The organism is Acetobacter thailandicus (assembly GCF_011516655.1).
GTDB classification, from domain to species: domain Bacteria; phylum Pseudomonadota; class Alphaproteobacteria; order Acetobacterales; family Acetobacteraceae; genus Acetobacter; species Acetobacter thailandicus.
Genome location: NZ_WOSV01000002.1, coordinates 351,608 through 374,212, shown reverse-complemented (window position 1 = coordinate 374,212; position 22,605 = coordinate 351,608). Strand labels below are relative to the sequence as shown.

The window sequence follows — 22,605 nt, the reverse complement described above, 5'->3', positions numbered from 1 at the left end:
TCAGGAGGATTTCCCTTCCGGGGTGTCCGTTTTGTGGTCATCGTTGAGAATGATACGCCCGGGGCCGCGAAACTGTGCAATTCCGTCATGCTGAGACAGCACAAAGCCCTTCGCATCCAGAACGCCAAACGGCCCTTCAGCCCTGACCCACATATCAGAGGCAATAACGCCTTGTTTTAAATTAATATCAGCGACCGGGCTGCGAATCATGAGACCATCATTACGATACAGGGTTACTTCTCCTGTCAGATCAAGCAGGTTAGCATGTTGCATGTAAACCCCCTTTCTTGAACTGACAATAATCCAGTTATTCCCCTGGTTTATAATATCAGCAACCGGGCTGACCAGATCCATTCTTTCCTGGTCAATCTGATGCACGCTCTGGGCGGTAATCATAAAGGGGCGGTTATGTTCATCAACGCTGCGGTAGGTGGCGCCAACGAGGCTGCCGTTTTCGACGTGTATTTTTGTCAGGTCACGCAGAGATGCACTGCCAGCATGAATGAGGCGGTCAACTTCAGGCCATACAGCAATCGAGACAAGCAGGAGCAGGGCTGTGCCTGGCAGCACCCACTTAGCCCATCGCAGCAATGTGCGGCGCCGTGCCAGCAGAGCTTCATTCGGGGCTTTGTGGCGCTTCAGGTTCGAGGCAAGCTGGTTGCGCTGCTGCCGTGTTGTCTCTTCCGAACGGGCAAAGTCGCTCCGGTGTGGGGTAACGGGTTTTGTCATCGGCCACCTGCCTTGAGTAAGTCGTGCATATGAACGACGCCAAGTGGTTTTTTATGGTCATCCAGCACAAAAAGAGAAGTGACCGGACGAGATCGGGTGTTCATGAGGCTTACTGCTTCTGACACAAAGATATCAGGAGAAATTGTCAGGGGGGTTGTGTTCATCACATCCTTTGCCTGTGTCACGGCAAGGTCAAGATCAAGCGCACGACGAAGGTCTCCGTCGGTAATCAACCCGACCAGGGTCTCGTTTTCGTCTGTTATGCCAATGCAGCCCAGCGCCTTGCGCGTCATTTCCATAATAATATCACGCATAGACGTGTCAGGATGCCCCAGCGGCATCATATCACCTGTGCGCATCAGGTCGCGTACAGTGCGTAACCTCATGCCCAGTCGCCCGCCAGGGTGGTATGAGCTAAAGTCACTGGCTGTAAAGCCGCGCTTTTGCAGAAGAGCAACAGCCAGCGCATCGCCAAAGGCAAGTTGTATTGTGGTGCTGGTTGTCGGAGCAAGGCCCATCGGACATGCCTCTTTCATTGCAGGCATAATTAAAGCAATATCAGCAGCACAGGCAAGGGTTGAATCAGGCTGACTTGTTACCGCCAGCAGTGGCAGGTTGTTGCTGCGAGTGTGTGCCGCAATATCGCCCAGCTCGGTTGTCTCTCCCGAGTTGGAAAAAGCAAGAACAGCATCCCCGGGACGGATCATCCCCAGATCACCATGAGAGGCTTCTGCCGGGTGTACAAACAGGGCCGGGGTACCGGTTGATGACAGAGTAGCCTGTATTTTACGTGCAATATGTCCTGATTTTCCAATGCCACTTACGACCAGGCGCCCGGTCAGCCCGCTTATCAGCGTGACGGCATCTGTAAACGCAGAGCCAAGGCCAGAGCAGTCCTGTAAAGCTTCTTCAAGCGCTTTCAGGCCGGCCTGTTCTGTACGAACGACATCAATGGCGCTGGCTGTCAGAGCGTGAAAAGTTTTGAGATGCAAGTCAGTTTGCCCTCTGGCTGTTACAGGTTGCTATATAGTGCGTGGAATGCCGGGATGATACCTGGCTCAGGAAGAACGGTGCGAGAAAATATCTGGTGTTTCGTAACCCAGGATATCAAGCTGAGCACGTGCCGGCAGAAAATCAAAGCAGGCCTGTGCCAGTTCGGTGCGGTTTTCGCGCCGGAGCAGTTCTTCCATTTTCGCCCATAACGCATGGAGGTGCAGCACGTCAGAGGCTGCGTAGGTCATCTGTTCAGGGCTGAGTTCGGTTTTGCCCCAGTCAGATGTCTGCTGCTGTTTGCTCAGCTCGACCCCCAGCATATCACGACACAGGGCGGCAAGGCCATGACGGTCTGTAAAGGTGCGTACCAGGCGCGCTGCAATTTTGGTGCAGACAACCGGGCTGACTCTGATGCCCAGAGCATGCTGAAGAATAGCGACGTCAAACCGTGCAAAATGCATAATTTTGGTGATGTCAGGGTTTGCCATCAGCTTTTTCAGGTTGGGGCAGTTATAGCCTGTGCCACCAAGAGATTCGGGAATGAGCTGCACCAGATGTGCTGTGCCATCACCTGATGAAATCTGTACAAGGCAGAGCCGGTCACGGTGGGGGTTAAGTCCCATTGTCTCGGTATCAACGGCAATTGAGTGCGTAAAGGTCAGATCATCAGGAAGATCATTACGGTGGAGAGTAATAGCGCCCTGAGACAGGGCCTGGGAGGTGTTCATGACCCGCTCCATAATTTTTTTTTCTGTCAGGACGGCAAGCGATACAGCCGGGAGATGGAATTGTCCAATTCTTGTGTCAGCTACACTCTTATAACGGCGATTTAATGGCATCCGGGCTCTTTTGTCAGGTGCTGAAGGCAGGGAGCGTGTCAGGTGCAGCATTTCGGGATTATAATGTTTCTGCTAAGAACAGGTTCCCTTCTGGTATTTATTTTGTCATCTGCCAGAGCATAATGACAAAGAGACACAGGTTCTGATGCGCAATACTCGTCCCGCCCGCCCGTCACGTCGTGCAAAACCGGCACATTCTTCTGCAAGAGAGGGGGGGAGCGCTCCTGCGGGGTGTGTCTGGCTGTTTGGTACACATGCTGTTTCTGCGGCGTTGTGCAATCCACGCAGGGTCTTTCAGCGTTTATTGCTGACTGACCAGGAAAGCGCGATTTTACAGGGAGCTGATGTTAAACACCGCCCTGAGCCTGAACTGGTTGCGCGCTCAGTGTTAGATGAGCTGCTCGGCCCCGATGCTGTGCATCAGGGTGTGGCTGCTCTCGTTAAAACACTGCCTGATCTTTCTCTGGCTGAAGCTGTTGAACGGCCTGGCCCGGTTCTTGTGCTCGACCAGGTGACTGATCCGCGTAATGTCGGGGCTATTTTGCGCTCTGCTGCAGCATTTGGTGCAGCCTGTCTTGTGGTTCAGGACAGGAATGCCCCGGAGGAAACAGCCGTGCTGGCTAAGGCTGCCTCCGGAGCTCTTGAGGTTGTGCCGGTAGTGCGTGAGGTGAATATTTCGCGTGCGATTGAAGCATTGCAGAAAGCAAATTTCTGGACCATCGGGCTTGATGCCGGCGGAGGGCTGCTTGAAGGTGCATCTCTGACAGGTCGTCGCGTGGCTCTGGTCCTGGGGGCCGAAGGTAAAGGTCTGCGCCGCCTGGTCAGAGAGAGCTGTGATGAGATTGCCGGGCTGTATATGCCCGGCGATATGGAAAGCCTGAATGTATCAGTGGCAGCAGCTGTTGGCCTTTATGAACTGGTGCGTGAGCGTGCACCAAGTGCGTACCATAACGCTGCGACAAAGAAGCCAATATAATAGCCAATATCTGCCCCGCCCAGCCAGCGCGCAACGGGGCCGGTATAAATTGTGCTGGTCGAAAAAAGCCCGATAGTAAGCACTGATGTTACGGTAAAAATCGTAGCCCCTCTGGTCCAGCCAGGGGGCACGGGTTTTGGGGTGCGGTCTCCAAAATACCAGTCGGCCAGCACAATGCCGATCCATGGGGCGATCCAGTACATCGTGACAAGCAGATAGTCAGTATATAGGCTGGCGTACTGTCCGGCCCCCGCAACAGCCAGAACATAGCCCAGAGAGGCTGTCAGAACAGCAGCGGCAATGCGGGGTACATGCAGGCCGGCTGAGATGAGGCTGTAGCTTGCCGTATTATCGTTAAAAGAGTTGCCGGTGATGGATGAGAGTGCAATGGCTGCCAGCGCCACAATGCCAACGGGCCCCATCGCATGCTGAAATGAGGCAATAACAGCAGTTGGCGATGGCTCAGCGATGCTGCTTGCAGTCAGCAATCCAAGAATCTGGAATGGAATGGCAGACCCGAGCAGCCCCGTTAGTGCGAGGCCGATAATTTTAGCCGGGCTGGTGCTGGCTGGCAGGTAGCGTGTGTAGTCTGATGAGTATGAGGCCCATGACAGGTTGAAGCTGACCAGAATGCCGGTGGCCAGCAAAAAAGTCTGCCAGCTGACAGGGTGCATGGCTGTGAGGTGTGCTGTGCTGTGGCTGATCTGCACCCCTCCGATAACCAGAAAAGTGACAAGCAGCAGAGCACCGAGATATTTTTGTAAAAGCTGAACGACATGATGTCCGTAAACTGAAGCCATCATCTGCACTGCGGCCAGCAGACCGAGTGCCAGCCAGAAGGGAGCTGAGAGGCCGCACGCCAGGAGCAGAGCAATCAATGCTGTGGCAGCGGGTACATTGTTTACGGCATCCCACCCGACACAATAAATCCAGTTTAGAAAAGCAGGAGGTCTTACCCCCAGGCGACCAAGGGCCCGTCGTGAGGCCTCCATCTGGGTGAGTCCGGTCTCTGGTCCGATAGAGGCGGCAAAGGCTACAGGCAGGGCGCCGATAATATTTCCCACGATAATGGCCAGAACACCGGTATAAAAATCCAGTCCCATGCTGATCAGCAGTGCGCCTGTTACCCATCCGCCCGGGCCAAGGTTGGGTGAGAAATGGCTCCAGAACACGCGGTCAGTCGGCATTGTTTTAAGGGCGGCGGGCACGGGTTCGCGTACTGAGGCAGCTGATAAATCTTCCATCAGATAAGCGTGCGGAGAAGGGAGGGGCTGTGTCATAATATCTTCTGTTTCTCCGTCTGTTCTGGAGGGCACAAACTGCCTCGCTTTAAGGAAACTGTCAGCGTGCAATTATCATTTTTATTGCCGCGCAGGGGATGTGTCTCTGTAAGCGGTCAGCGCTGTATGCCTGTGGCCCGATATATAACACCATAATATCACAATAAAAATGACGCACGAGATAAGAGTAATCCCAGCCTCTTCGTTCCGGGTGCAGAAATAACACCAGCAGGGTCTGCAACCAGTATATCACCTCCGCTCTGAGGTTTTTTACTCTCATCATATATCTGCCTTTAGTGACAGAATGAGTATTCTGCTTATCTCCCCTGTGTTTCGTGCAGTGACTGTTGTATCGTGCCTGCGCAGACAGATTTAGTTAAGGGGTTTTGCGGATTATGGTTCAGAACAGAATGACGAATGCAGGGACAGAAATGAAGCGTCGTGGTCTTTGTTTCGTTATTTCAGCGCCCTCAGGTGCCGGAAAATCAACAATCGCAAATGCATTGCGTGCCTCAGAACCTCAGCTGCGTCACTCTGTTTCTGTTACTACCCGCGCCCCGCGCCCGGGTGAGAAAGAAGGTGTGCATTATCACTTCCGTTCTATGGAGCAGTTTGAAACTATGGCAGCAGCGGGTGAGCTGCTCGAATGGGCAACTGTGTTCGGGCGTGGCTATGGCACCCCGCGTGCGCCGGTAGAAGAGGCTCTTTCTGCCGGATATGACATGGTGTTTGATATCGACTGGCAGGGGCACCAGCAAATTCGCACGGCGTTACCGGATGATGTGGTCAGCCTGTTTGTTCTTCCCCCCTCTCTGGAAGAACTCCGCAGACGTCTGGATAACCGGGCTTCAGACCACCCTGATGAAATTGCCCGTCGTATGGCGGCTGCACAGGATGAAATTTCACACTGGTCTGAGTTTGACCATGTTATCGTTAATAAAGACCTTGACCGCGCGATTTTTGAGGCGCGCTCTGTTCTGACAGCTGGTCGTCTGCGCATGCGTCGTCAGACGGGTCTGGCAGACTTTGTGGCTACGTTTGGAGTCTGATAGGTTATGGATTTCTCTTCTGTTTCAGTGCTTTGCGTTGGTGATGTTATGCTCGACCGTTTTTTATACGGTGGTATGGAGCGGATCTCACCTGAAGCACCGGTTCCGGTGTTGCTGCTGAAAAATAAAAGAGAAATGCCAGGTGGTGCGGGTAACGTGGCCAGCAATGTTACAGCACTTGGTGCCCGTGCTATTCTTATCGGGCTGGCCGGACGCGATGAGGCAGGCGCATTGTTGCGTAACAGCCTTGCCGGTCGTGCTAATGTTGTTGATGCAACGGTTGAGAGCACCTGTCGCCCTACTATTTGTAAAACACGCTTTATTGCGGCTAACCAGCAGGTTGTGCGTGCTGATGAAGAGAGTGCTCTGCCGCTGCAGGAGGAAGAGGCTGAAGCGCTGAATGCTGCCATTGCACAATGGATAGACCAGGTGCAGGCTGTTGTGGTGTCAGATTACGGTAAGGGCGTGTGTTCCCCGCAGGTGCTGCAGCAGGTTTTTACTCTGGCGCATGCGCGTAAGGTGCCGGTGTTTGTTGACCCGAAATCACCTGACTACCGTCTGTATCGCGGGGCAACCTGCATCACACCGAATGCAAAAGAACTGGCTGCGGCTTCAGCCCTGCCTGTTGCGTCAGAAGAGCAGACTGAAGTCGCCGCCCGTAAAGTCATGGCTGCGGCCGGGGCAGATGCTATTCTCGCAACACGCTCTGAAAAAGGCATGATGCTGGTGCGCCATAATGGCCCGGTTTTGTCTGTGCCTACGCGTGCCCGTGAAGTCTTTGACGTTTCAGGTGCGGGCGATACCGTTATTGCAGCCATGGCCGTTGTCACAGGTTCTGGCAGTACGCTTGAGCAGGCTATGCGTGTTGCAAATGCCGCAGCGGGTGTTGTTGTGGCCAGACTGGGTACGGCCACAGCAGATATACAGGAAGTCATTCAGGAGCTGGAGAAACAGTCAGGCCCGGATGAAATGCCACATTTACTGTCTGCTTCAGCAGCGCATGCGCTGATACAGAAATGGCAGAGCAGGGGGCTGAGTGTTGGTTTTACCAATGGCTGCTTTGATATTATTCACCCGGGTCACGTTGACCTTCTGGCTGAGGCACGTGCTGCCTGTGACCGCCTTGTCGTCGCTTTAAATACAGACGCGAGTGTTCGTCGTCTCAAGGGGGATGAGCGGCCGGTTAACACACTTGATGCACGGGCCCGCGTTATTTCTGCCATCCGCCATGTCGATGCTGTTGTAGCCTTTGATGAAGATACCCCGCTGGAGATCATACAGGCGCTTGAGCCTGATGTACTGGTCAAGGGAGCAGACTATACACCTGAGCAGGTTGTCGGAGCACGTGAGGTAATAGCCGGCGGCGGGCGTCTGGTCCTGGTCGATCTGCTCAAAGGGCATTCAACAACAGCTACGATCGGACGGATCAAAGGTGTATGATGCAGCATATTTCTGAAAAAAAAACAGAGCCTCTGCTTATTATGCACCAGCGTTTTACGAACTGGCTTTTTGATGAGGTTTTGCCTTTCTGGGGGACAGCAGGGTGTGATGGCACACCAGAGAACCCTGCACTGTACGGCGCGCAGGAAAGCCTGACCCTGGAGGGTGTTTCAGCACAGGCACCTTTTAAAAGAGTGAGAGTGCAGGCCAGGCAGCTTTTTGTATTTTCGTGGGCCGCCTTACAGGGCCAGGCCGAAGGGCGTAGCCGGGCCGACGGTATTTTTGCTTTTTTATGCAAAGCCCATAATGAACAGGGCAAATGGGGCCGCAGTCTGACACCCGAAGGTCAGCTTCTTGACCCCACGGCTGACCTTTATGATCTTGCTTTTGTTATCTTTGCTCTGGCCTGGTATGAACGGCTGGATCAAAGTGGTAAGGCGCTCGCTCTGGCGCGTCAGGCATTACGCTGGATCAGCGAAAATATGAGCACCCCTCAGGGTGGGTTTTTTAATACTCTGCCAGCGGGTGATGAGCCACGCCAGCAAAACCCGCACATGCATTTATTTGAGGCCATTCTGGCTTTGTATGAAACAACCGGTGAAATTGCAGACCTGACCCAGGCTCACGCTCTGTATGCTTTGTTCAGTCAGTTTTTACAGGATGAAACGACTGGCACACTGGGTGAATATTTCACGTCAGACTGGGCTCCCGCGCCCGGGCATGAGGGGAACTGGCTTGAGCCAGGCCATCATTTTGAGTGGGTCTGGCTGTTGTCAGAATATGAGCGCCTGACAGGTGTTATCACAAAAACACGTGCTGACAGACTGTATCAGTTTGCAAAACGCTATGGCCCCGATCCGGCGACAGGCCTGGTGTGTGATGCGCTGGGGCGTGATGGTTCAGTGCTTAAAGCGTCATCGCGTTTGTGGGTTCAGGGTGAAACGCTGCGAGCAGTCCTTACGGTTGATCCGCAGGATACTGACGGGCTGGCAGCCCGTATCGTTACAAACCTGCTTGAACGATATTTCACTGACTGTCCGGCTGGCACATGGCATGATCAGCTGAATGAGGCAGCCTATCCGGTTTCAAAGGCCATTCCGGCAAGTTCTCTTTATCATATTATAACGGCATATGATGTGCTGAATAAAGTTCGTTCAGAGGTGACACAATAAATATGGCACAGGCAGATACCGGGCTTACCGCTACTGAAGATTCTTCTCTTTCTCTTACCCTTCGGCACCCCCCGGCTAATATTGAGGCTGAGCAGGCATTGCTGGGTGCTTTGCTGACAAATAACCGTGCTTATGATCGTGTTTCTGATTTTTTGAGTGGGATGCATTTTGCTAACCAGGCAAATGGCCGGTTGTTTGATATCATCGCCCGCCGCATCGAAAGCGGTCAGCTGGCAGACCCGGTAACGCTGCGTGCTGAGCTGGTGAACTCTGATGTGCTCGAGCCGGTTGGTGGCATTGCTTATATGGGTAAATTGCTGACATCAATGGTTGGCATCATTAATGCTGGAGACTACGGGCGCACCATTTACGATGCCTGGATTCGCCGGCAGCTGATTGATATCGGTGAAGAGGTTGTTAACAAAGCATTTGGTAAAAGCTCATCTCTTTCCGGCCCGGATCAGATCGCGGCTGGTGAGGAGGCTCTTTTCCGTCTGGCTACAGAAAAAGGCCAGGACGGCGGGTTCGTTGAGTTTGGCCGTGCTTTGACCGATGCTATTGTGACGGCGGAGAAAGCATTTCAGAATGAAGGTCATGTTACAGGTCTGACCTCTGGTCTGGTCGATTTTGATAAAAAAACCGGTGGTTTTCATCCTTCTGATCTGTTGATTCTCGCTGGTCGTCCGGCCATGGGTAAAACGGCGCTGGCGACCAAAATGGCGTTCTCTGCCGCGAGCTCCCTGCTTGAGGAAGCTGAGGCAACAGGTGCAAAGCCTAAAGGTACGGTTGCTATTTTCTCCCTCGAGATGTCAGCTGAGCAGCTTGCAACCCGTATTTTGTCAGAGCAGGCTCAGGTTTCGGGTGAGCGTCTGCGTCGGGGTGATATCAGGCAAAAAGAGTTTGATAGTTTTGTTCGGGTTAGCCAGAAGCTGGCTCGCCTGCCTATGGTCATTGATGACACACCAGCTATTTCGCTCTCTGCCATGCGTACGCGCTGCCGCCGGCTAAAGCGCACTAAGGGCCTGAGCCTGATAGTTGTTGACTATCTTCAGCTTATGCGTCCGTCGGTCGGGACAAAGCCTGAAAGTCGTGTGCTCGAAATTTCTATGATTACACAGGGGCTGAAAGCGATAGCAAAAGAGCTTGAGGTGCCGGTTATTGCTCTCTCACAGCTGTCGCGTCAGGTTGAATCGCGTGAAGATAAACGCCCCATGCTGTCAGATCTTCGTGAATCAGGCTCGATTGAGCAGGATGCTGATGCCGTGATGTTTGTTTACCGTGATGAATATTATCTTCAGCAGCGTATGCCGAAGGAAGTTTCTTTTGATTCTAAAGAAAAATACTCAATGGCACTTGATGACTGGCAACATAAAATGAGCCTGGTTCATAACAAAGCTGAACTGATTCTTGAAAAGCAGAGGCATGGCCCGACAGGTACGGTGCATCTGTTCTTTGAAGGTGAATATACGCGTTTTGGTAACCTTGATGAAATTCATGATGATGGTCACCATTACTGATATGGAAAGAGCCTGACTTAAATTGCGAAAAAAGAAGACTGGTATGACATTTTTTAAATTTATAATGTCGAAATTAAAAAGGCAGTCAGAGCAGTCTTCTCTTACTCTCGCTCAGGCCTCTTCCGGGGTGACGGAGCTTGAGGCGCCAGTATCATATCCGGCGTTGATGGTGGAGGGTGGGGTGCTGCCCGACGGTTCGCGCTCAGTTTTTTATGGCTGGCAGAGTAAGGCACTGACACTGCGTCAGTATATTCTGTCAAAAGTTGTTCTTGATCGTTCTCTCATGGTGTTCCTCAAAAATGGCCACCCTGTTGCAGAGACATCTTACCTTCAGCCCCCTGATGCTGTGGCAGCGCTGACAGTGCGCCCGGGTGATCTTTCAAAAGAATTTCTGAAAGAGCCTGTTATGGCTGCCAGTTTTGACCACTGGGATATTAATTTTTTCCACTGGGTGAGGCATACTGTCCCGACTTTTTTTGCCCTGCGTGAGGCGCAGTATAAAGGCGGTTTTATTTTACCTTACCTGCAGCCATGGCAGGCTGAAACGCTCAAAATGAATGGTTTTGAGAATGCCCCTCAGGCCACCACGCATCATGGTCATCAGTATGCTTTTAAACAGGTTATTTATACTGATTATGTGAGAGGCCTTGCTGATTTTTCGGTGTCGCCTCTTTCAGCGCGGGCCTATCACACCCTGGTGGCTGAAGCCGGTGGCTGTAAGCCGGATGAGCGTGATTTGTTTATTTTTATTGAGCGTGGCAGCGCGTCTAACAGGGCTATGCCAAATGAGGCTGAACTGGCTGAGGCTATGAGGGAAGCTGGTTTTACGGTTATCCGGCCAGAGACATTAAGCGTTGCCGGGCAGATGCGTTTTTTTGCGCGGGCACGTATGGTCGTGGGTTCACTGGGTGCTGCTATGGCAAATGTTGCCTGGTGTCACCCCGGTACAGTCGTATATGAGCTTGTGCCGGCACACCATCAAAATCCCTGCACACTGGCTCTCACCACTCAGATGGGATTGTTATACTGGGGCGACCTGATTGAAACAGGTGTGGAGGGGGACAACCATACTGCGGCCTCTCTGCGTGGGTTCGATGTGCCGGCTGTCATCGGGCGGGCAAAGCAGCTGCAACAATATGTTGTTTAGTATTTACCGGGTTATTTATCAGCTTAGCCTCAGGGCCTGTTAATTTATTGAGACTGTGAAAGCAGATATTTAAAAGGAAAAATATGGATTATCATATACAGGAAGCAAGTTTTGATCTGCCAGCTGGTTTTGTCGATCAAAGCATCAATGTTCTGACCCTCTCACCAGAACAAACGACACAGCTTGAAAATGTCCGTTATGAGCAGAATACAAGAAGATTTATTACTTATTTACGGGAATCAGAGCCCGATAAAACAGTCGCTATGACAGATATGGAAATGCATACTCTGGTGTAGAAAGAAATTCAGCATGGAGCATCATGGGGACTGACGACAACGCCGTGCCTGATCTTGTTTTGCCGAAGCGTTATCGCTGGAGATACGGCCTTCATGAAAGATGAGGCGTTTAAAAAATATATCATGCATGGAGATGAGAGCACATCTCATATGACACCAGATGAACGTCTGGTAAAATCTACACGAGACGCCGCCCGGCGTGATCTTCAGCAGGAGCTGGAGAAATGAGCGGTGATTCAGATAACGCAGATAATTTAAAATGGTTTACACCACAGGCAGAGTCAGCATCATCTGCTACGGAGAAAAACGCTGATCTTACCCGAGTAATGCAGGATGCGAGTGGTCACGACAAATTTCTGCCGGCATCAGTTCAGGATAAAAAATTACAGTTTCTGGTCCGTTTTCTTTATCGCAATTGAATACAGCTCATGGTCAGCCATCATCCAGGAGCATGAAACCAAAGAACTTCCCAATAAAGATATGTCAAATGCACATGCTGAAATTGGTGCTATGCAACAAGCATATGATGCAGGTTTAACATCAGGAAATGATATGGAGATGACAGTAGAGGGAGAAAAAATTTGTAGTTATTGTACATCTGCTATACTAAAAATGGCGAAAGCTATAAATTTAAGAAGTTTAAGCATATTTGAAAAAACAACAAATTTAACTTATACTTGGAATGAAGGAGAGAAAACATTAAGGATTAAATAAATGAAAATATATTGGAATATAAGAGAAAAAGGAAATGAAAAAACAAATGATTTTAAATTTATTTTAAATAAATTAGAACTACTAAAGGAAAGAACAGGATCTTTCAGTTGTTCATTTGAAAATGATGAAAATCAGAGAAGATTTTCGACATATTCTGCATTTTCAGATGAAGATAAATCTTATTTGTTTTTTATCTCTATAGGGGAAATAGGTGATGATGGTGAATATTTATTAAAAACTCTAAATAACAAAGGAAATAAAAATAAAAAAGTTGAATTTAACGGTGATTATTATTGCTACGATCAAGCAACGCCTGATTTTAGTTTGGTTCTTTTTTGTTTTGAATGTTTTTTTAAAGAGAAAAAGATTTCTGAAAAAATACTCAGTGAATAATTATATTTAATAAATACAATATAAATCTTAGATAATTATCAGTTTCATTGTTTGTTCAGTGCCAACATGGCGAATTAATATTATGTGGTATTAACTGCCCATCAGGCTATCTTCCAAAACTATAGGAAAAAAATGATTTTTAAAGAATGGTTTGAAACGCAAAAAATTCTTACAAAGAATGACCTTATGTTTAATCCTGAAGTAAATGGATTATCAGGTGAATATACTACATACGGAGGTGAATATGATTTACAGTTAATGCGTACAGATGAGGAAGAAGAAATTCCTGTTAATGGTATTGTATATGATTGTTGGGATTATAATGAAAATAATGATATAGAAGTATATAAAGGTTATGCAAATGGATATATAGATGGACAAAAGGTAGTTTTTTATAGAAATAAAAATATAGAAAAAATATCTGTTGCTTATAAAGGAACTGCAATTGGTCCAGTAATTCATTTTTACGAAAATGGATTAATAAAAAAAGAAGAATTTTATTCTTTTGGATATAATATTTTAAGAATAGAATATGATAAAAATAAAAATATTATAGAAAAATATATAATTCTGGAATTTCTTTCGAGGAATCTTTAAAAGAAGAATGTCCAGACTTATATAAAATGTTTATTTCAAAAATTAAATTTTTCGTGTGAATTGATGATTTTATGTATAGACGCTTATTATTTTAATAATAAAGCAAAAGTTTCTGGAGGGTTATTTCAGTCATGGACTGATTCTTCTTTCTGTAAAGTTTATAATTGTGATTGTGATGACGTTTTGCCATATGAGCCTGGCAGCTTTTATCAGAGAGAATTGCCTTGCCTTAAAAAGTTAATTTATAAAATTTCAGAACCGATTGAAGTTATTATTATAGATGGTTATGTCACTCTTGGTTCTGATATGAAAAAAGGCCTTGGTGCTCATCTGTATGAAGAGCTTAATCAACGCATTCCTGTCATCGGTGTAGCCAAAAGTAAATTCAAGGATACTCCGGAAGAATGTTTTATTTTTCGTGGTCAAAGCCTTTCACCACTTTATATTACATGCTTAGGTATTCCTCTTGAAATGGCAAAAAAATATATAAATTCTATGGTTGGTGAATATAGAATCCCACTCCTTCTTAAGGAAATTGATAAAATATCAAGGAGTATTTAAATAATTTCTAAAAAAATTTATTAATTATTTACTCTATATGCGCACAGGTGGAGGCTATACTAAGTGGGTTGTTCGCCTGTGTGCATTTTTTCGGCAATATGAGGTCGATACTTATTAAAATTTCAAGGATAAGAACGGTCATGCTCTCTGTTGCAACCCACTATCCTGTCATAGAAAAATGACCAAATAGCACCTGTATAAAAAGTGCCATCTGATCGAAAATATATTTGCAAAGCTGACAGACCGGCGACGTGTTGCGACCAGATATGACCGCTGCGCTTCATATCACAGCAAGTTTCAGATTCTATCTCAGAGAATGAATTCTGAGGCAGGTAAAGAAAGCTCGTTGGCCTGTAACATGATAAAAGTAAGAGCACGTTTTAGCCTGATGGGACGAGGCAGTTTTTTCTTTCTTTTATCTGAGCACGCTTGCCTCGGCGGCATCATGTGGCAGCACTGCTCCGTAGGCTTCGTTATAACGTGAGGCAAAAGCCTCCCGCTCCAGACGTTCACAGTAATCCAGATATTTAATGAGAGCGCGTTCGGCGCGTGGAGTGCGCCCGTAAATACGCTTGTAGTGTCGCCATAGCATCATCACATTCACTGACCATGCATCATAACTGTGCCGGGTCACTCTCGCCCGAACAGCCGGAGGCAGGGCATCAAACGCAGCCCAGTCATCGCCATTATAGCGGTGCCACATTTCGTGGCGTAGTGTTCGCTCGTTATCTGCTAAGATGTCAGGCATGTTCTGCACTTTCCTGCACGCCCCAGAGAGGGAAGGGGTCTGGCAAATATGACAGGTGTAAGGGGTCGTATTGCTTTGTGGCGGGTTGCGGCGCCAGGCAGGTGTTGAGGGCACGGGTAATTTCTGCCTCGTTCATCTCCCCGGTGCCGATAAAGACGATCTCCTGACGACGATCGCCGTAAAGCGGATCCCATTTTGAAATGATCGTATTTTTTGATTCTTCGTCTTCAGGCCAGTAGCTTTCAGGAACCGTAACCCACCAGCGTCCCAGTGCCTGTGTGCGCACAAGAGCACCTGCCTGCCCCAGTTCTCCAACCCACTGGGGGCGCGTTGCCAGCCAGAAATGTCCTTTAGCCCGAATGACGCCTGGCCATATGCTGTCAATGAAAGCTTTAAATCGTTCAGGTATAAGCGGGTGGCGGGCCCGCCAGACAAATGTGCTGATACCGTATTCTTCTGTCTCAGGCGTATGATTTTCAAAATCTGAGAGCTCTTTATACCATAGCGGATGCTGGTGGGCTTTGTCGTAGTCAAAGAGCTGAGTATTGAGAATGTCAGCGCATGAAACTGCGCCCTGGTCCGTTTCGATAATTCTGGCATCGGCGTTCAGTGCCTGAATAATTTGTCTGGCTGTCAGCCGTTGCTCAGGTGTTGCGGCTGATATTTTGTTAAGAACGATAATATCGGCAAATTCTATCTGTTCAACCAGCAGGTCAACCAGAGCACGGTCATCTTCCTCACCGGCTGTTTCACCTCTGTCACGCAAAAAATCGGTCGAGCTATAGTCCTGGAGCAGGTTTACGGCATCCACTACCGTGACCATCGTATCAAGGCGGGCAATATCAGAGAGACTTTCACCGGCTTCATCGCGAAATTCAAAAGTCGCAGCAACGGGGAGTGGTTCTGCAATTCCTGTTGATTCAATCAGCAGATAATCAAAGCGCTCTTCCTCTGCCAGCCGGCGTACTTCCTGAAGCAGGTCATCACGCAGAGTGCAGCAAATGCAGCCGTTGCTCATTTCTACAAGGGTTTCATTTGTGCGGGAGAGGTCACTGCCGCTGCGTATCAGATCAGCATCAATATTAACATCGCTCATATCATTCACAATCACGGCGACTTTCCGCCCTTCGCGATTATTGAGGATATGGTTGAGCAGTGTTGTTTTGCCCGCTCCCAAAAAGCCTGAGAGCACTGTTACCGGAAGTTTTTTAAGCATAGCAGACACGGTCCATCGGATTTTGGTCTGCTCACTCTATATGTTATGTTATAACATAACAACCCTTAAGAGGAAAAGACCAGTATCTTCAGGGTAACAGGTTAGAGGGGCCTTCTTCGAGTACATCAGCAATATCACCGACGGTCATGTGGCCTTCCTGCTCGACAATGGCATTTTGAGCAAACATGATGCCCTCAGCCGTACGATGAAATTTTGCGAGTGTGCGAAGTGGCTCTTTTTTGTCTGGTATATCGCCATGTTCCTGGTCGGTTGTGGTGACGATACAGCGTGCACAGGGCTTGCTGATGCGCAAAATGGCTGTGCCAATACGCAGCCTGCGCCAGCAATCTTCAGCCCATGGTTCGGCTCCTGCAATGACGATATTGGGCCTGAAGCGGGTCATAGGCACAGGCTGCTTCAGGCGGGCGTTAAGATCATCGAGCGATGCTTCGGTTGCAATCAGCAGCGGGTAGCCATCGGCAAATGAGACTGGCACCGGGTTTTGTTCAATGGTGCGTATGCGCGCCTGATCGGGGTTGTGCATATACATCAGGCGGCAGGCTGTCTGTGTATGCCGGGTGAGCCAGTCAGCCGCCAGGTCACCTGCGTCCCGTGCGTTAATAAGGTCTTTCCATACACGTACTGTTTTGACGGGTGTGTCAGATGCAGGGCAGGTAACAGTGCAGGGTGCAGAGCCTTCATATGTCAGCACCAGTCCTGTTGCCGTCGGGTGTGCCTGCACACGTGCCAGAGCAGGCACTGTGCGCTGCGTTATAAAAGTGCCGTCGGGTTGAGTAATAACCCAGCGGCGGTCCCCCTCTGCTCCCCAGAAGCGTATGGAGACGGAGGAGCAGTCGAGACCGCGTAAGGCCTTAACCGGATAAATACTCAGAGTTGTGACCTGAAGCGTCATATTCGCCGTTACAGGCCGAGGGCTGAGAGGGAGGGGTAATCGTCAGGGCGGCGGTTGCCCTGCCAGTGCATTTTACGGTCTGCTTTAGTAATATGGAGGTCATTAATAGAGGCAAAGCGGCGCTGCATAAGGCCGGTTGCATCAAACTCCCAGTTTTCATTGCCGTATGAGCGAAACCATTGTCCGCTTTCATCATGCCATTCATAGGCAAAACGTACGGCTATACGATTATCATGAAAGCTCCACAGTTCTTTAATCAGCCGGTAATCATGCTCAGTATTCCATTTATGCGTAAGAAAAGCCTCTATTGCGACACGCCCTGTAATGAACTGGTCACGGTTTCTCCACACTGAGTCGGGTGTATAGGCAAGAGCAACCCGCTGAGGGTTCTGGCTGTTCCAGGCATCTTCTGCGGCTCTGACTTTGAGTGTGGCAGTTTCAGCCGTAAAGGGAGGAAGGGGAGGGCGTGTCATCGTATTGTCCTCGTCAGTAAGTGTATTCCCCGCACGAAGCCGGTGCGGGAAAACAGTGAGGAGAGGTAATTATTTCAGGCGTGATGTGATGTCAGCAATACGTCTGCCATAGAGTTCTGCTGTAAGCAGGTCGCCTTTATGCACTTCATCCACGCTGGCATCAGCGGGCGAACGTACCAGCAGGCCTACTGAGCCACCCAGGTTGTTTGTGTCGTCAGAGGTTGCTGCCTTGGTATTAGAGGGAGGCAGGCCCAGACTGACCCATATACCACCATGCTGTGAGGCAAGTGTTTGCAGATAAATGAGAGAAACCTGCTTGTCACCACTGGGGCTGGCTGAGTTTGTAAAACCGCCAAAAATTTTATCTTTCCAGCCGCCTGTAAACCAGATTTTCGACGTTGCATCAGCGAATTTTTTAAACTGCCAGCTAACATTACCCATATAAGTCGGGGCACCCATAATAATGGCGTCTGAGCTGTTGAGTGTCTCCCAGTCTGCCTCAGTGATATCACCATTGGCATCAATGATAACCAGCGCGCCGCCTGAACCCTTTGCAATGTGGTCGGCAACGACTTTGGTGTGCCCGTAGCCAGAATGGTAAACAATGCTGATTTTGCTCATAACGTCTTACCTTTTTTAAAAAGAGGAAAAGAGTGTTAACGGTAAATCCACCGGCGGCGGGCCGGGTTACGCTGCTCCCATCCCTGGCGTTCAAGCTCAGGGGTGCTGGCATGTTGTTTAGGGTAACCAACACAGAGATAGGCCAGAAACTGCCAGTCAGGCTCCACACTCAGGACAGAGGCGGCATCATCCGGGTCGAGGATAGAAACCCACCCCAGGCCAATCCCCTGAGCTGCGGCACTTAGCCAGAAGGTATAAATTGCCATAACGGCAGACCATGTTGTGGTCTCGGGCATGGTGGCACGACCCAGACCACGCCCCTGTACCGGGTTTGTGTCGCAAAAAACAGCAATATGGTGCGGCGCTTCATCAAGCCCGGCAAGTTTGAGCGACGCATAACGCTGTGCGTCGTCACCATTGCGGCCATCAAGGGCAAGAGCATTACTGCGGGCAAAATTATTGCGTATACCAGCGCGGCGCTGCGGGCTTTCAACGCGTACAAAGCGCCATGGCTCGCTCAGCCCGACCGACGGAGCACGGCAGGCCGTGTGCAGCAGGTCTTCCAGAATATGTTCGGGCACCGGATCTGTTCTGAAATGACGAACATCACGCCGCCATTCAAAAAGTTTATCCAGATCCTGACGAAATGCTGCGGAAAAATTTGGGTCGCTCATCCCATCATCATGCCGCTAAGTGCCGCACTCAGCAAGAAGATTATCAGCAGGCCACAGGCACGGCGATATATGCTGAGCCCTCGTTTCAGGTCTGATGCTGTAGCCTGTGCTGTGCCGTTACCCATCCAGTGGTCAGGCACTTCTTTGCCATTATAGCTGCGCGGCCCGGCCAGACGCAGGGTGAGGGCACCCGCCATAGCAGCTTCTGGCCAGCCGGCATTGGGTGAGCGGTGTTTGCGTGCATCACGCCATACTGCCCGCCACGCTTCTCTGCGCTGTCCGTGAGGGGCAGCCAGTATAATGCAAAGGGCTGCGAGGCGTGAGGCTGGCAGGTTAATCAGGTCATCAAGTCTGGCTGAGGCCATGCCAAATGCGGCATAACGTGGTGTCAGGTGGCCTATCATGCTGTCAGCTGTGTTGACAGTTTTATAAAACACGGCACCAGGTAAGCCAAATAATGCAGCCCAGAACAGGGGGGCAACGACACCGTCAGAGAAATTTTCAGCCAGACTTTCCAGAGCAGCCCTGACAATCCCGGCTTCATCCAGCACTGTAGTATCACGACCGACAATCTGGCTTACAGCCTGCCTGCCACCCGTCAGTCCGTCATTTTGTAGGGCCCTGAACACGGCATACACATGAGTCCACAGAGATTTCTGCGCCACCAGTGTTGTTGTGGCGATAGCCTGTGCAATGAGCATGAGGGAGGGGGATAAAAAATGATCACCGATTTTAAGAGCCAGCCCGGTTATGCCCAGTGTAACAGTCAGCAGAATAAACAGAGCGACAAAGCCTGCCAGCCTGCGCCGGGCTTCTGATTCCTCCGGGTGGTTGAAGGTCTGGTCAAGCTTGTTTATCAGGGCACCAGCCCACACCACAGGGTGACCTATGGCGCGAAACAGGGGGGCGGGGTAGCCAGCCAGACTTTCGGTAACAGCCGCCAGAGCAGCAACGGGCAGCGTGACAGTAAGAGGAAAAAGCAACATGCGTGGAGCAGGCTCACAGTTTGAGGCAGAACGCCCCGGGGCAGAGACGACACCCTCTATCACGCAATGCAGAGCCGGGGCTATATCTGCCGGGGGTATCCGCTTACCTGCCCATGGCGGGCAGGCTCGTGCTGTGATGCAGAATTTTCCTCATGCGCCTGAGCCGTATTATGACCTTTCAACAGGTATCAGCCCGTATGCCTACCCCTGCACATTTCCTGATGTGGCACAGCTGACCCGCCTGCCTGAGCAGGATGAAGAAGAGGCTTTGTGTCAGAGTGCTGCGTGGGCTTATGGTGTGCCTTCGGCGTCTATGGTTGTGGCAGGTGCCGGGAGTCAGAGCCTTATTGCATTACTGCCTTATGTACTTCCTGTCCGGCATGTGTGTATTTCAGGCCCGACTTATTCAGGGCATGAGCAGGCCTGGCGTCAGCAGGGGCGTGTCACTGTGCAGTGCGTGCAGGAGCCTGATGCCTGTTTGCAGGCAGCCTTACAACCGGGCACGGTATGTGTGGTCTGCAATCCCAATAATCCTGATGGGCGGATTGTTTCTTTAAGCTGGTTACGCACTCTGGCTGAGCATTGTGAGAAAAATAATAGTTTTCTTATAGTTGATGAAGCTTTCGCTGATTTTGAAAAAGAGAGTGCAGCTGCACTGTTGCCATCTTCTTCTTCTTCTTCTTCTTCTTCTTCTTCTTCTTCTTCTTCTGTTCTGGTGCTGCGTTCATTTGGCAAAACTTATGGTTTACCTGGTGTCAGGCTTGGGTTTTTACTGGCATCAGAGGAGGTCGCAGCACAGGTACGCCACGTGCAGGGAAGCTGGCCGGTGGGTTCTGTCGCGCTTCATATTGGTAAAGTCGCTCTGGCTGATGAGGCATGGAAGCATGATGCTGCTGCACGCGTGCGTCAGGATCATGCCCGTCTGGTTGCTTTGCTGACCAGTGCAGGTCTGGTCTGTGTCGGAGAGTGTGCACTTTTTACGCTGGTGATAACACCTTATGCGTTAAGGCTTTGGGAGCATCTGTGTCAGTCTGGTATCGTGACACGTATTTTCTCAGGTTTTTGTGATCGTCTGCGCATTGGCCTGCCAGCATCTGAGCCGGCATGGCTGCGTTTGTCAGATGCACTGAAGGCGTGGGAGCAGTCAGATCACAGCACTTTCTGATTGTCCAAACGTCTTTGTTTTACTGAAATGTTTGGGCTTGTGTAATCATGATCGCCGGGTAATGGCCTGAATACGATAGATGTGTCGGCTGAGAACAGAGTTCTGCAGAATATGTAAGGCCCATTATGCCCACAGGCGGGTTTGCTGTATTGTGCCCCTGATACGTTACACATAGCTGAATGCCTGAAACACGATAATATGTCCTCTTTCTCACAGCCGCTTCTTTCTCAGCCTTTCTCCAGCCTGACAGACCTGCATGATGTCTGCCTTACGCTGCCCGGACCCGACCTGTCAGCGCAGGAGGCTATAGCCCGTCGTGAAGGTACTCTTACCAAGCCAGCAGGCAGCCTGGGGCAGCTTGAAAAGCTGACATCATGGCTTGGAACCTGGCAAAAAAAGTCTCTTCCACAGCTCAGTAAAGTGAATATTCTGATTTTTGCCGGTAACCATGGTGTGGTCGCTCAAAATGTTTCCCCATGGTCTGCTGAAGTCACAACGCAAATGGTTCAAAACTTCAGGCATGGCGGTGCTGCGATTAATCAGATTGCGCAGGTTTCCCAGGCTGCTCTTTCGGTTATTCCTGTCGCAGAACTGACACCGACTGCTGATTTCACCCTGGCTCCTGCTATGACAGAACAGGCGTTTTTGCACGCGGTCAATATCGGTTACAACAGCGTGCCTCACGATAGCAGCCTTGTGTGCCTTGGTGAAATGGGTATCGGGAATACGACAGCCGCCGCTGCCCTGGCGGCTCTGTTATTTGGGGGTGACAGTCTTTTATGGAGCGGCCGCGGCACCGGCCTTGATGATGACGGTGTTAAACGCAAAGCTGCTGTTGTTGATACCGCCCGTGCCTTGCACGCGGCAGAAAGTAACTCTCCGCTTGAGCTGGCACGCCGGGCAGGGGGGTATGAGCTGGCAGCTATTATGGGAGCAACACTGGCTGCCCGCCATCTCTCAGTGCCTGTTCTGCTTGACGGTTATGTTTGCACTGCAGCGGTTGCCCCGCTGTTTAAGCTTAATCCCCAGGGGCTGGCCCATACATGGCTGGCCCATTGTTCAGCCGAAGCCGGGCATGCGCGCCTTGCAGAGGCTGTCGGGCTTACACCTTTGCTGTCGCTTGATATGCGTCTGGGTGAAGGGTCAGGCGCAGCCCTTGCTATTCCTGTTCTGAGAGCCGCTGTTGCCTGTCACACAAAAATGGCAACTTTCTCAGAAGCCTCTGTGACAAAGCGGCGATGAATGTTTTGAATCAGTTTCGTCAGGATCTGGCCTGCGCGTTAAGTCTTTTTACAAGGCTGCCTGTGTTCTGGCTGCTTACCAGAGCACAGCGGGCTGATAAACGCCCCTGGCCACTGGCACGCTCACTCTGGCTCTGGCCTTTTGTCGGAGCCTTCACAGGGCTTGCCGGCGGGATCGTGGGGTGGTTTCTTGAAGCCATTATGCATATTGCACCCTGGCCAGCAGTTACTTTGACGCTTGCCGCACAGGTGGCCCTGACAGGTGGCTTTCATGATGACGGGCTGGCCGATATGGCTGATAGTTACGGTGCCCGTACACGTGAGCGCAAGCTTGATATTATGCGTGACAGCCACATTGGCAGTTATGGCGTGCTTGCTTTGTGTCTGAGTGTGCTGACAAAAGTCGGCGCGCTCTCAGTTTTACCGGCAACGGCTCTTATTCCGGCTTTAATGTGTTCAGGGCTACTCGCCCGTGCAACCCTGATCTGGGTGCCTGTAGTGCTTTCTCCTGCCCGTAATAATGGCCTTGCCCGCCTGCTTTCTCCTGTGCCGCTTATTCCTTTTCTGTTTGCTCAGGCCTTTAGTGTCATGAGTATTGCTTGCTGGGTTTACTGGTGGAATGCGGCTTATTCCCCTGTTTTTTTTGCTCTGATATTACCACTGCTGATGCCATTTTTCTCCCTCGGGATTATGGCCATGACGGCATATAAAAATTTTGGTGGTTATACAGGTGACGTGCTGGGGGCGACAGCGACGATAACCGAATGCCTTGTGCTGGCAGCTTTAAGTGCATCGAAATAATGCAGGCAGTGCTTTTGATGCTGTTATATGGCAGTTCAGGTCAGCAACCACGCTCTGTTCACAG

At 50.3% G+C, this 22,605-nt stretch carries 27 protein-coding genes; 16 read left to right on the top strand and 11 right to left on the bottom strand.

Going from position 1 to position 22,605, the window contains the following annotated elements:
* The 3 genes from lptC to GOB58_RS04400 all read right to left on the bottom strand — a co-directional run bounded on the left by lptC (position 1) and on the right by GOB58_RS04400 (position 2,462).
* Positions 1–729, bottom strand: a complete 729-nt coding sequence (lptC, locus tag GOB58_RS04410; protein WP_086553353.1) for an LPS export ABC transporter periplasmic protein LptC — start codon at positions 727–729, stop codon at positions 1–3.
* On the bottom strand, positions 726–1,721 hold the full coding sequence (locus tag GOB58_RS04405; RefSeq protein WP_086553352.1) for a KpsF/GutQ family sugar-phosphate isomerase: 996 nt from the start codon (positions 1,719–1,721) through the stop codon (positions 726–728). Before GOB58_RS04405 ends, lptC begins: the two co-directional genes overlap by 4 nt.
* Before the next feature lie 66 nt (positions 1,722–1,787).
* On the bottom strand, positions 1,788–2,462 hold the full coding sequence (locus tag GOB58_RS04400) for a ribonuclease D (protein ID WP_233127745.1): 675 nt from the start codon (positions 2,460–2,462) through the stop codon (positions 1,788–1,790).
* 244 nt (positions 2,463–2,706) lie between these two features.
* On the opposite strand from GOB58_RS04400, the gene rlmB reads away from it, so the two are divergent.
* Entirely contained in the window at positions 2,707–3,537 is an 831-nt protein-coding gene (rlmB, locus tag GOB58_RS04395) for a 23S rRNA (guanosine(2251)-2'-O)-methyltransferase RlmB (protein WP_086553351.1), read from the top strand.
* Here rlmB and GOB58_RS04390 read toward each other — a convergent pair.
* On the bottom strand, positions 3,471–4,817 hold the full coding sequence (locus GOB58_RS04390; protein ID WP_242005216.1) for a purine-cytosine permease family protein: 1,347 nt from the start codon (positions 4,815–4,817) through the stop codon (positions 3,471–3,473). The two genes, rlmB and GOB58_RS04390, sit on opposite strands and share 67 nt — an antisense overlap.
* Before the next feature lie 395 nt (positions 4,818–5,212).
* Here GOB58_RS04390 and gmk point away from each other — a divergent pair, with 395 nt between their 5' ends.
* The 12 genes from gmk to GOB58_RS04335 all read left to right on the top strand — a co-directional run bounded on the left by gmk (position 5,213) and on the right by GOB58_RS04335 (position 13,703).
* The gene (gene gmk / locus GOB58_RS04385) at positions 5,213–5,866 is read left to right on the top strand and encodes a guanylate kinase (RefSeq protein WP_086553349.1); all 654 of its coding nucleotides are present in this window, start codon (positions 5,213–5,215) and stop codon (positions 5,864–5,866) included.
* 6 nt (positions 5,867–5,872) lie between these two features.
* Entirely contained in the window at positions 5,873–7,306 is a 1,434-nt protein-coding gene (rfaE1, locus tag GOB58_RS04380; RefSeq protein WP_086553348.1) for a D-glycero-beta-D-manno-heptose-7-phosphate kinase, read from the top strand.
* Complete coding sequence (locus GOB58_RS04375) at positions 7,303–8,478, top strand: AGE family epimerase/isomerase (RefSeq protein ID WP_173559463.1); 1,176 nt, start codon at positions 7,303–7,305, stop codon at positions 8,476–8,478. Before rfaE1 ends, GOB58_RS04375 begins: the two co-directional genes overlap by 4 nt.
* A 2-nt stretch (positions 8,479–8,480) precedes the next feature.
* The gene (locus GOB58_RS04370) at positions 8,481–9,995 is read left to right on the top strand and encodes a replicative DNA helicase (protein WP_086553346.1); all 1,515 of its coding nucleotides are present in this window, start codon (positions 8,481–8,483) and stop codon (positions 9,993–9,995) included.
* A gap of 43 nt (positions 9,996–10,038) precedes the next feature.
* The gene (locus GOB58_RS04365; protein WP_086553345.1) at positions 10,039–11,142 is read left to right on the top strand and encodes a glycosyltransferase family 61 protein; all 1,104 of its coding nucleotides are present in this window, start codon (positions 10,039–10,041) and stop codon (positions 11,140–11,142) included.
* Positions 11,143–11,225: 83 nt separating this feature from the next.
* Positions 11,226–11,438: a hypothetical protein gene (locus tag GOB58_RS04360; protein WP_173559462.1), complete on the top strand. Its 213-nt coding sequence runs from the start codon at positions 11,226–11,228 to the stop codon at positions 11,436–11,438.
* 93 nt (positions 11,439–11,531) lie between these two features.
* Positions 11,532–11,666, top strand: a complete 135-nt coding sequence (locus tag GOB58_RS13195; protein WP_265792392.1) for a hypothetical protein — start codon at positions 11,532–11,534, stop codon at positions 11,664–11,666.
* Entirely contained in the window at positions 11,663–11,857 is a 195-nt protein-coding gene (locus tag GOB58_RS04355) for a hypothetical protein (protein WP_173559461.1), read from the top strand. The genes GOB58_RS13195 and GOB58_RS04355 overlap by 4 nt, the downstream gene beginning before the upstream one ends.
* Positions 11,772–12,152: a cytidine deaminase-like fold-containing protein gene (locus GOB58_RS13395; protein WP_456304152.1), complete on the top strand. Its 381-nt coding sequence runs from the start codon at positions 11,772–11,774 to the stop codon at positions 12,150–12,152. The genes GOB58_RS04355 and GOB58_RS13395 overlap by 86 nt, the downstream gene beginning before the upstream one ends.
* Positions 12,153–12,545, top strand: coding sequence for a DUF6911 family protein (locus GOB58_RS04345; RefSeq protein ID WP_173559459.1), 393 nt, complete (start codon positions 12,153–12,155; stop codon positions 12,543–12,545).
* An 84-nt stretch (positions 12,546–12,629) separates the two neighbouring features.
* Positions 12,630–13,142, top strand: coding sequence for a toxin-antitoxin system YwqK family antitoxin (locus GOB58_RS04340; RefSeq protein WP_173559458.1), 513 nt, complete (start codon positions 12,630–12,632; stop codon positions 13,140–13,142).
* A gap of 63 nt (positions 13,143–13,205) precedes the next feature.
* Complete coding sequence (locus GOB58_RS04335; RefSeq protein ID WP_173559457.1) at positions 13,206–13,703, top strand: endonuclease V; 498 nt, start codon at positions 13,206–13,208, stop codon at positions 13,701–13,703.
* A gap of 415 nt (positions 13,704–14,118) precedes the next feature.
* On the opposite strand, the gene GOB58_RS04325 is transcribed toward GOB58_RS04335, so the two are convergent.
* From GOB58_RS04325 to cbiB, 7 genes are all read right to left on the bottom strand, one after another.
* A complete protein-coding gene (locus GOB58_RS04325; RefSeq protein ID WP_173559456.1) occupies positions 14,119–14,451 on the bottom strand; it encodes a DUF6525 family protein in 333 nt (110 codons plus the stop codon).
* The gene (locus tag GOB58_RS04320) at positions 14,444–15,667 is read right to left on the bottom strand and encodes a GTP-binding protein (RefSeq protein WP_086555335.1); all 1,224 of its coding nucleotides are present in this window, start codon (positions 15,665–15,667) and stop codon (positions 14,444–14,446) included. Before GOB58_RS04320 ends, GOB58_RS04325 begins: the two co-directional genes overlap by 8 nt.
* Before the next feature lie 88 nt (positions 15,668–15,755).
* Complete coding sequence (locus GOB58_RS04315) at positions 15,756–16,580, bottom strand: MOSC domain-containing protein (protein WP_173559455.1); 825 nt, start codon at positions 16,578–16,580, stop codon at positions 15,756–15,758.
* 8 nt (positions 16,581–16,588) lie between these two features.
* The gene (locus GOB58_RS04310) at positions 16,589–17,053 is read right to left on the bottom strand and encodes a nuclear transport factor 2 family protein (RefSeq protein WP_173559454.1); all 465 of its coding nucleotides are present in this window, start codon (positions 17,051–17,053) and stop codon (positions 16,589–16,591) included.
* 69 nt (positions 17,054–17,122) lie between these two features.
* Positions 17,123–17,674 carry a flavodoxin family protein gene (locus GOB58_RS04305; RefSeq protein ID WP_086555338.1) on the bottom strand — a complete coding sequence of 184 codons (552 nt, stop codon included), beginning with the start codon at positions 17,672–17,674 and terminating at the stop codon, positions 17,123–17,125.
* Positions 17,675–17,709: 35 nt separating this feature from the next.
* Positions 17,710–18,348, bottom strand: coding sequence for a 5,6-dimethylbenzimidazole synthase (bluB, locus tag GOB58_RS04300; RefSeq protein ID WP_173559453.1), 639 nt, complete (start codon positions 18,346–18,348; stop codon positions 17,710–17,712).
* Positions 18,345–19,334 carry an adenosylcobinamide-phosphate synthase CbiB gene (gene cbiB, locus GOB58_RS04295; protein ID WP_173559452.1) on the bottom strand — a complete coding sequence of 330 codons (990 nt, stop codon included), beginning with the start codon at positions 19,332–19,334 and terminating at the stop codon, positions 18,345–18,347. Before cbiB ends, bluB begins: the two co-directional genes overlap by 4 nt.
* Here cbiB and GOB58_RS04290 point away from each other — a divergent pair.
* The 3 genes from GOB58_RS04290 to cobS all read left to right on the top strand — a co-directional run bounded on the left by GOB58_RS04290 (position 19,333) and on the right by cobS (position 22,541).
* Positions 19,333–20,499, top strand: coding sequence for a threonine-phosphate decarboxylase (locus GOB58_RS04290; protein ID WP_173559451.1), 1,167 nt, complete (start codon positions 19,333–19,335; stop codon positions 20,497–20,499). The two genes, cbiB and GOB58_RS04290, sit on opposite strands and share 2 nt — an antisense overlap.
* A gap of 198 nt (positions 20,500–20,697) precedes the next feature.
* Positions 20,698–21,741 (top strand): nicotinate-nucleotide--dimethylbenzimidazole phosphoribosyltransferase, encoded by a 1,044-nt coding sequence (gene cobT, locus GOB58_RS04285; RefSeq protein WP_173559450.1) that lies wholly within the window; start codon positions 20,698–20,700, stop codon positions 21,739–21,741.
* Positions 21,738–22,541 carry an adenosylcobinamide-GDP ribazoletransferase gene (gene cobS, locus GOB58_RS04280; protein WP_173559449.1) on the top strand — a complete coding sequence of 268 codons (804 nt, stop codon included), beginning with the start codon at positions 21,738–21,740 and terminating at the stop codon, positions 22,539–22,541. Before cobT ends, cobS begins: the two co-directional genes overlap by 4 nt.
* The last annotated feature ends 64 nt before the right edge of the window (positions 22,542–22,605 follow it).

What these genes read in the sequence shown, in the direction of transcription:
- GOB58_RS04370 (WP_086553346.1), top strand. Translation starts at nt 8,481, where the DNA reads ATGGCACAGGCAGATACCGGGCTTACCGCTACTGAAGATTCTTCTCTT.
- GOB58_RS04400 (WP_233127745.1), bottom strand. Translation starts at nt 2,462, where the DNA reads ATGGAGCGGGTCATGAACACCTCCCAGGCCCTGTCTCAGGGCGCTATT.
- rfaE1 (WP_086553348.1), top strand. Translation starts at nt 5,873, where the DNA reads ATGGATTTCTCTTCTGTTTCAGTGCTTTGCGTTGGTGATGTTATGCTC.
- gmk (WP_086553349.1), top strand. Translation starts at nt 5,213, where the DNA reads ATGGTTCAGAACAGAATGACGAATGCAGGGACAGAAATGAAGCGTCGT.
- GOB58_RS04310 (WP_173559454.1), bottom strand. Translation starts at nt 17,053, where the DNA reads ATGACACGCCCTCCCCTTCCTCCCTTTACGGCTGAAACTGCCACACTC.
- cbiB (WP_173559452.1), bottom strand. Translation starts at nt 19,334, where the DNA reads ATGTTGCTTTTTCCTCTTACTGTCACGCTGCCCGTTGCTGCTCTGGCG.
- GOB58_RS13195 (WP_265792392.1), top strand. Translation starts at nt 11,532, where the DNA reads ATGAAAGATGAGGCGTTTAAAAAATATATCATGCATGGAGATGAGAGC.
- bluB (WP_173559453.1), bottom strand. Translation starts at nt 18,348, where the DNA reads ATGAGCGACCCAAATTTTTCCGCAGCATTTCGTCAGGATCTGGATAAA.
- GOB58_RS04335 (WP_173559457.1), top strand. Translation starts at nt 13,206, where the DNA reads ATGATTTTATGTATAGACGCTTATTATTTTAATAATAAAGCAAAAGTT.
- rlmB (WP_086553351.1), top strand. Translation starts at nt 2,707, where the DNA reads ATGCGCAATACTCGTCCCGCCCGCCCGTCACGTCGTGCAAAACCGGCA.
- GOB58_RS04365 (WP_086553345.1), top strand. Translation starts at nt 10,039, where the DNA reads ATGACATTTTTTAAATTTATAATGTCGAAATTAAAAAGGCAGTCAGAG.
- GOB58_RS04390 (WP_242005216.1), bottom strand. Translation starts at nt 4,817, where the DNA reads ATGACACAGCCCCTCCCTTCTCCGCACGCTTATCTGATGGAAGATTTA.
- GOB58_RS04375 (WP_173559463.1), top strand. Translation starts at nt 7,303, where the DNA reads ATGATGCAGCATATTTCTGAAAAAAAAACAGAGCCTCTGCTTATTATG.
- GOB58_RS04290 (WP_173559451.1), top strand. Translation starts at nt 19,333, where the DNA reads ATGCGTGGAGCAGGCTCACAGTTTGAGGCAGAACGCCCCGGGGCAGAG.
- GOB58_RS04325 (WP_173559456.1), bottom strand. Translation starts at nt 14,451, where the DNA reads ATGCCTGACATCTTAGCAGATAACGAGCGAACACTACGCCACGAAATG.
- GOB58_RS04345 (WP_173559459.1), top strand. Translation starts at nt 12,153, where the DNA reads ATGAAAATATATTGGAATATAAGAGAAAAAGGAAATGAAAAAACAAAT.
- GOB58_RS04305 (WP_086555338.1), bottom strand. Translation starts at nt 17,674, where the DNA reads ATGAGCAAAATCAGCATTGTTTACCATTCTGGCTACGGGCACACCAAA.
- GOB58_RS04355 (WP_173559461.1), top strand. Translation starts at nt 11,663, where the DNA reads ATGAGCGGTGATTCAGATAACGCAGATAATTTAAAATGGTTTACACCA.
- GOB58_RS04360 (WP_173559462.1), top strand. Translation starts at nt 11,226, where the DNA reads ATGGATTATCATATACAGGAAGCAAGTTTTGATCTGCCAGCTGGTTTT.
- GOB58_RS04315 (WP_173559455.1), bottom strand. Translation starts at nt 16,580, where the DNA reads ATGACGCTTCAGGTCACAACTCTGAGTATTTATCCGGTTAAGGCCTTA.
- GOB58_RS04320 (WP_086555335.1), bottom strand. Translation starts at nt 15,667, where the DNA reads ATGCTTAAAAAACTTCCGGTAACAGTGCTCTCAGGCTTTTTGGGAGCG.
- GOB58_RS13395 (WP_456304152.1), top strand. Translation starts at nt 11,772, where the DNA reads ATGCGAGTGGTCACGACAAATTTCTGCCGGCATCAGTTCAGGATAAAA.
- cobS (WP_173559449.1), top strand. Translation starts at nt 21,738, where the DNA reads ATGAATGTTTTGAATCAGTTTCGTCAGGATCTGGCCTGCGCGTTAAGT.
- lptC (WP_086553353.1), bottom strand. Translation starts at nt 729, where the DNA reads ATGACAAAACCCGTTACCCCACACCGGAGCGACTTTGCCCGTTCGGAA.
- cobT (WP_173559450.1), top strand. Translation starts at nt 20,698, where the DNA reads ATGTCCTCTTTCTCACAGCCGCTTCTTTCTCAGCCTTTCTCCAGCCTG.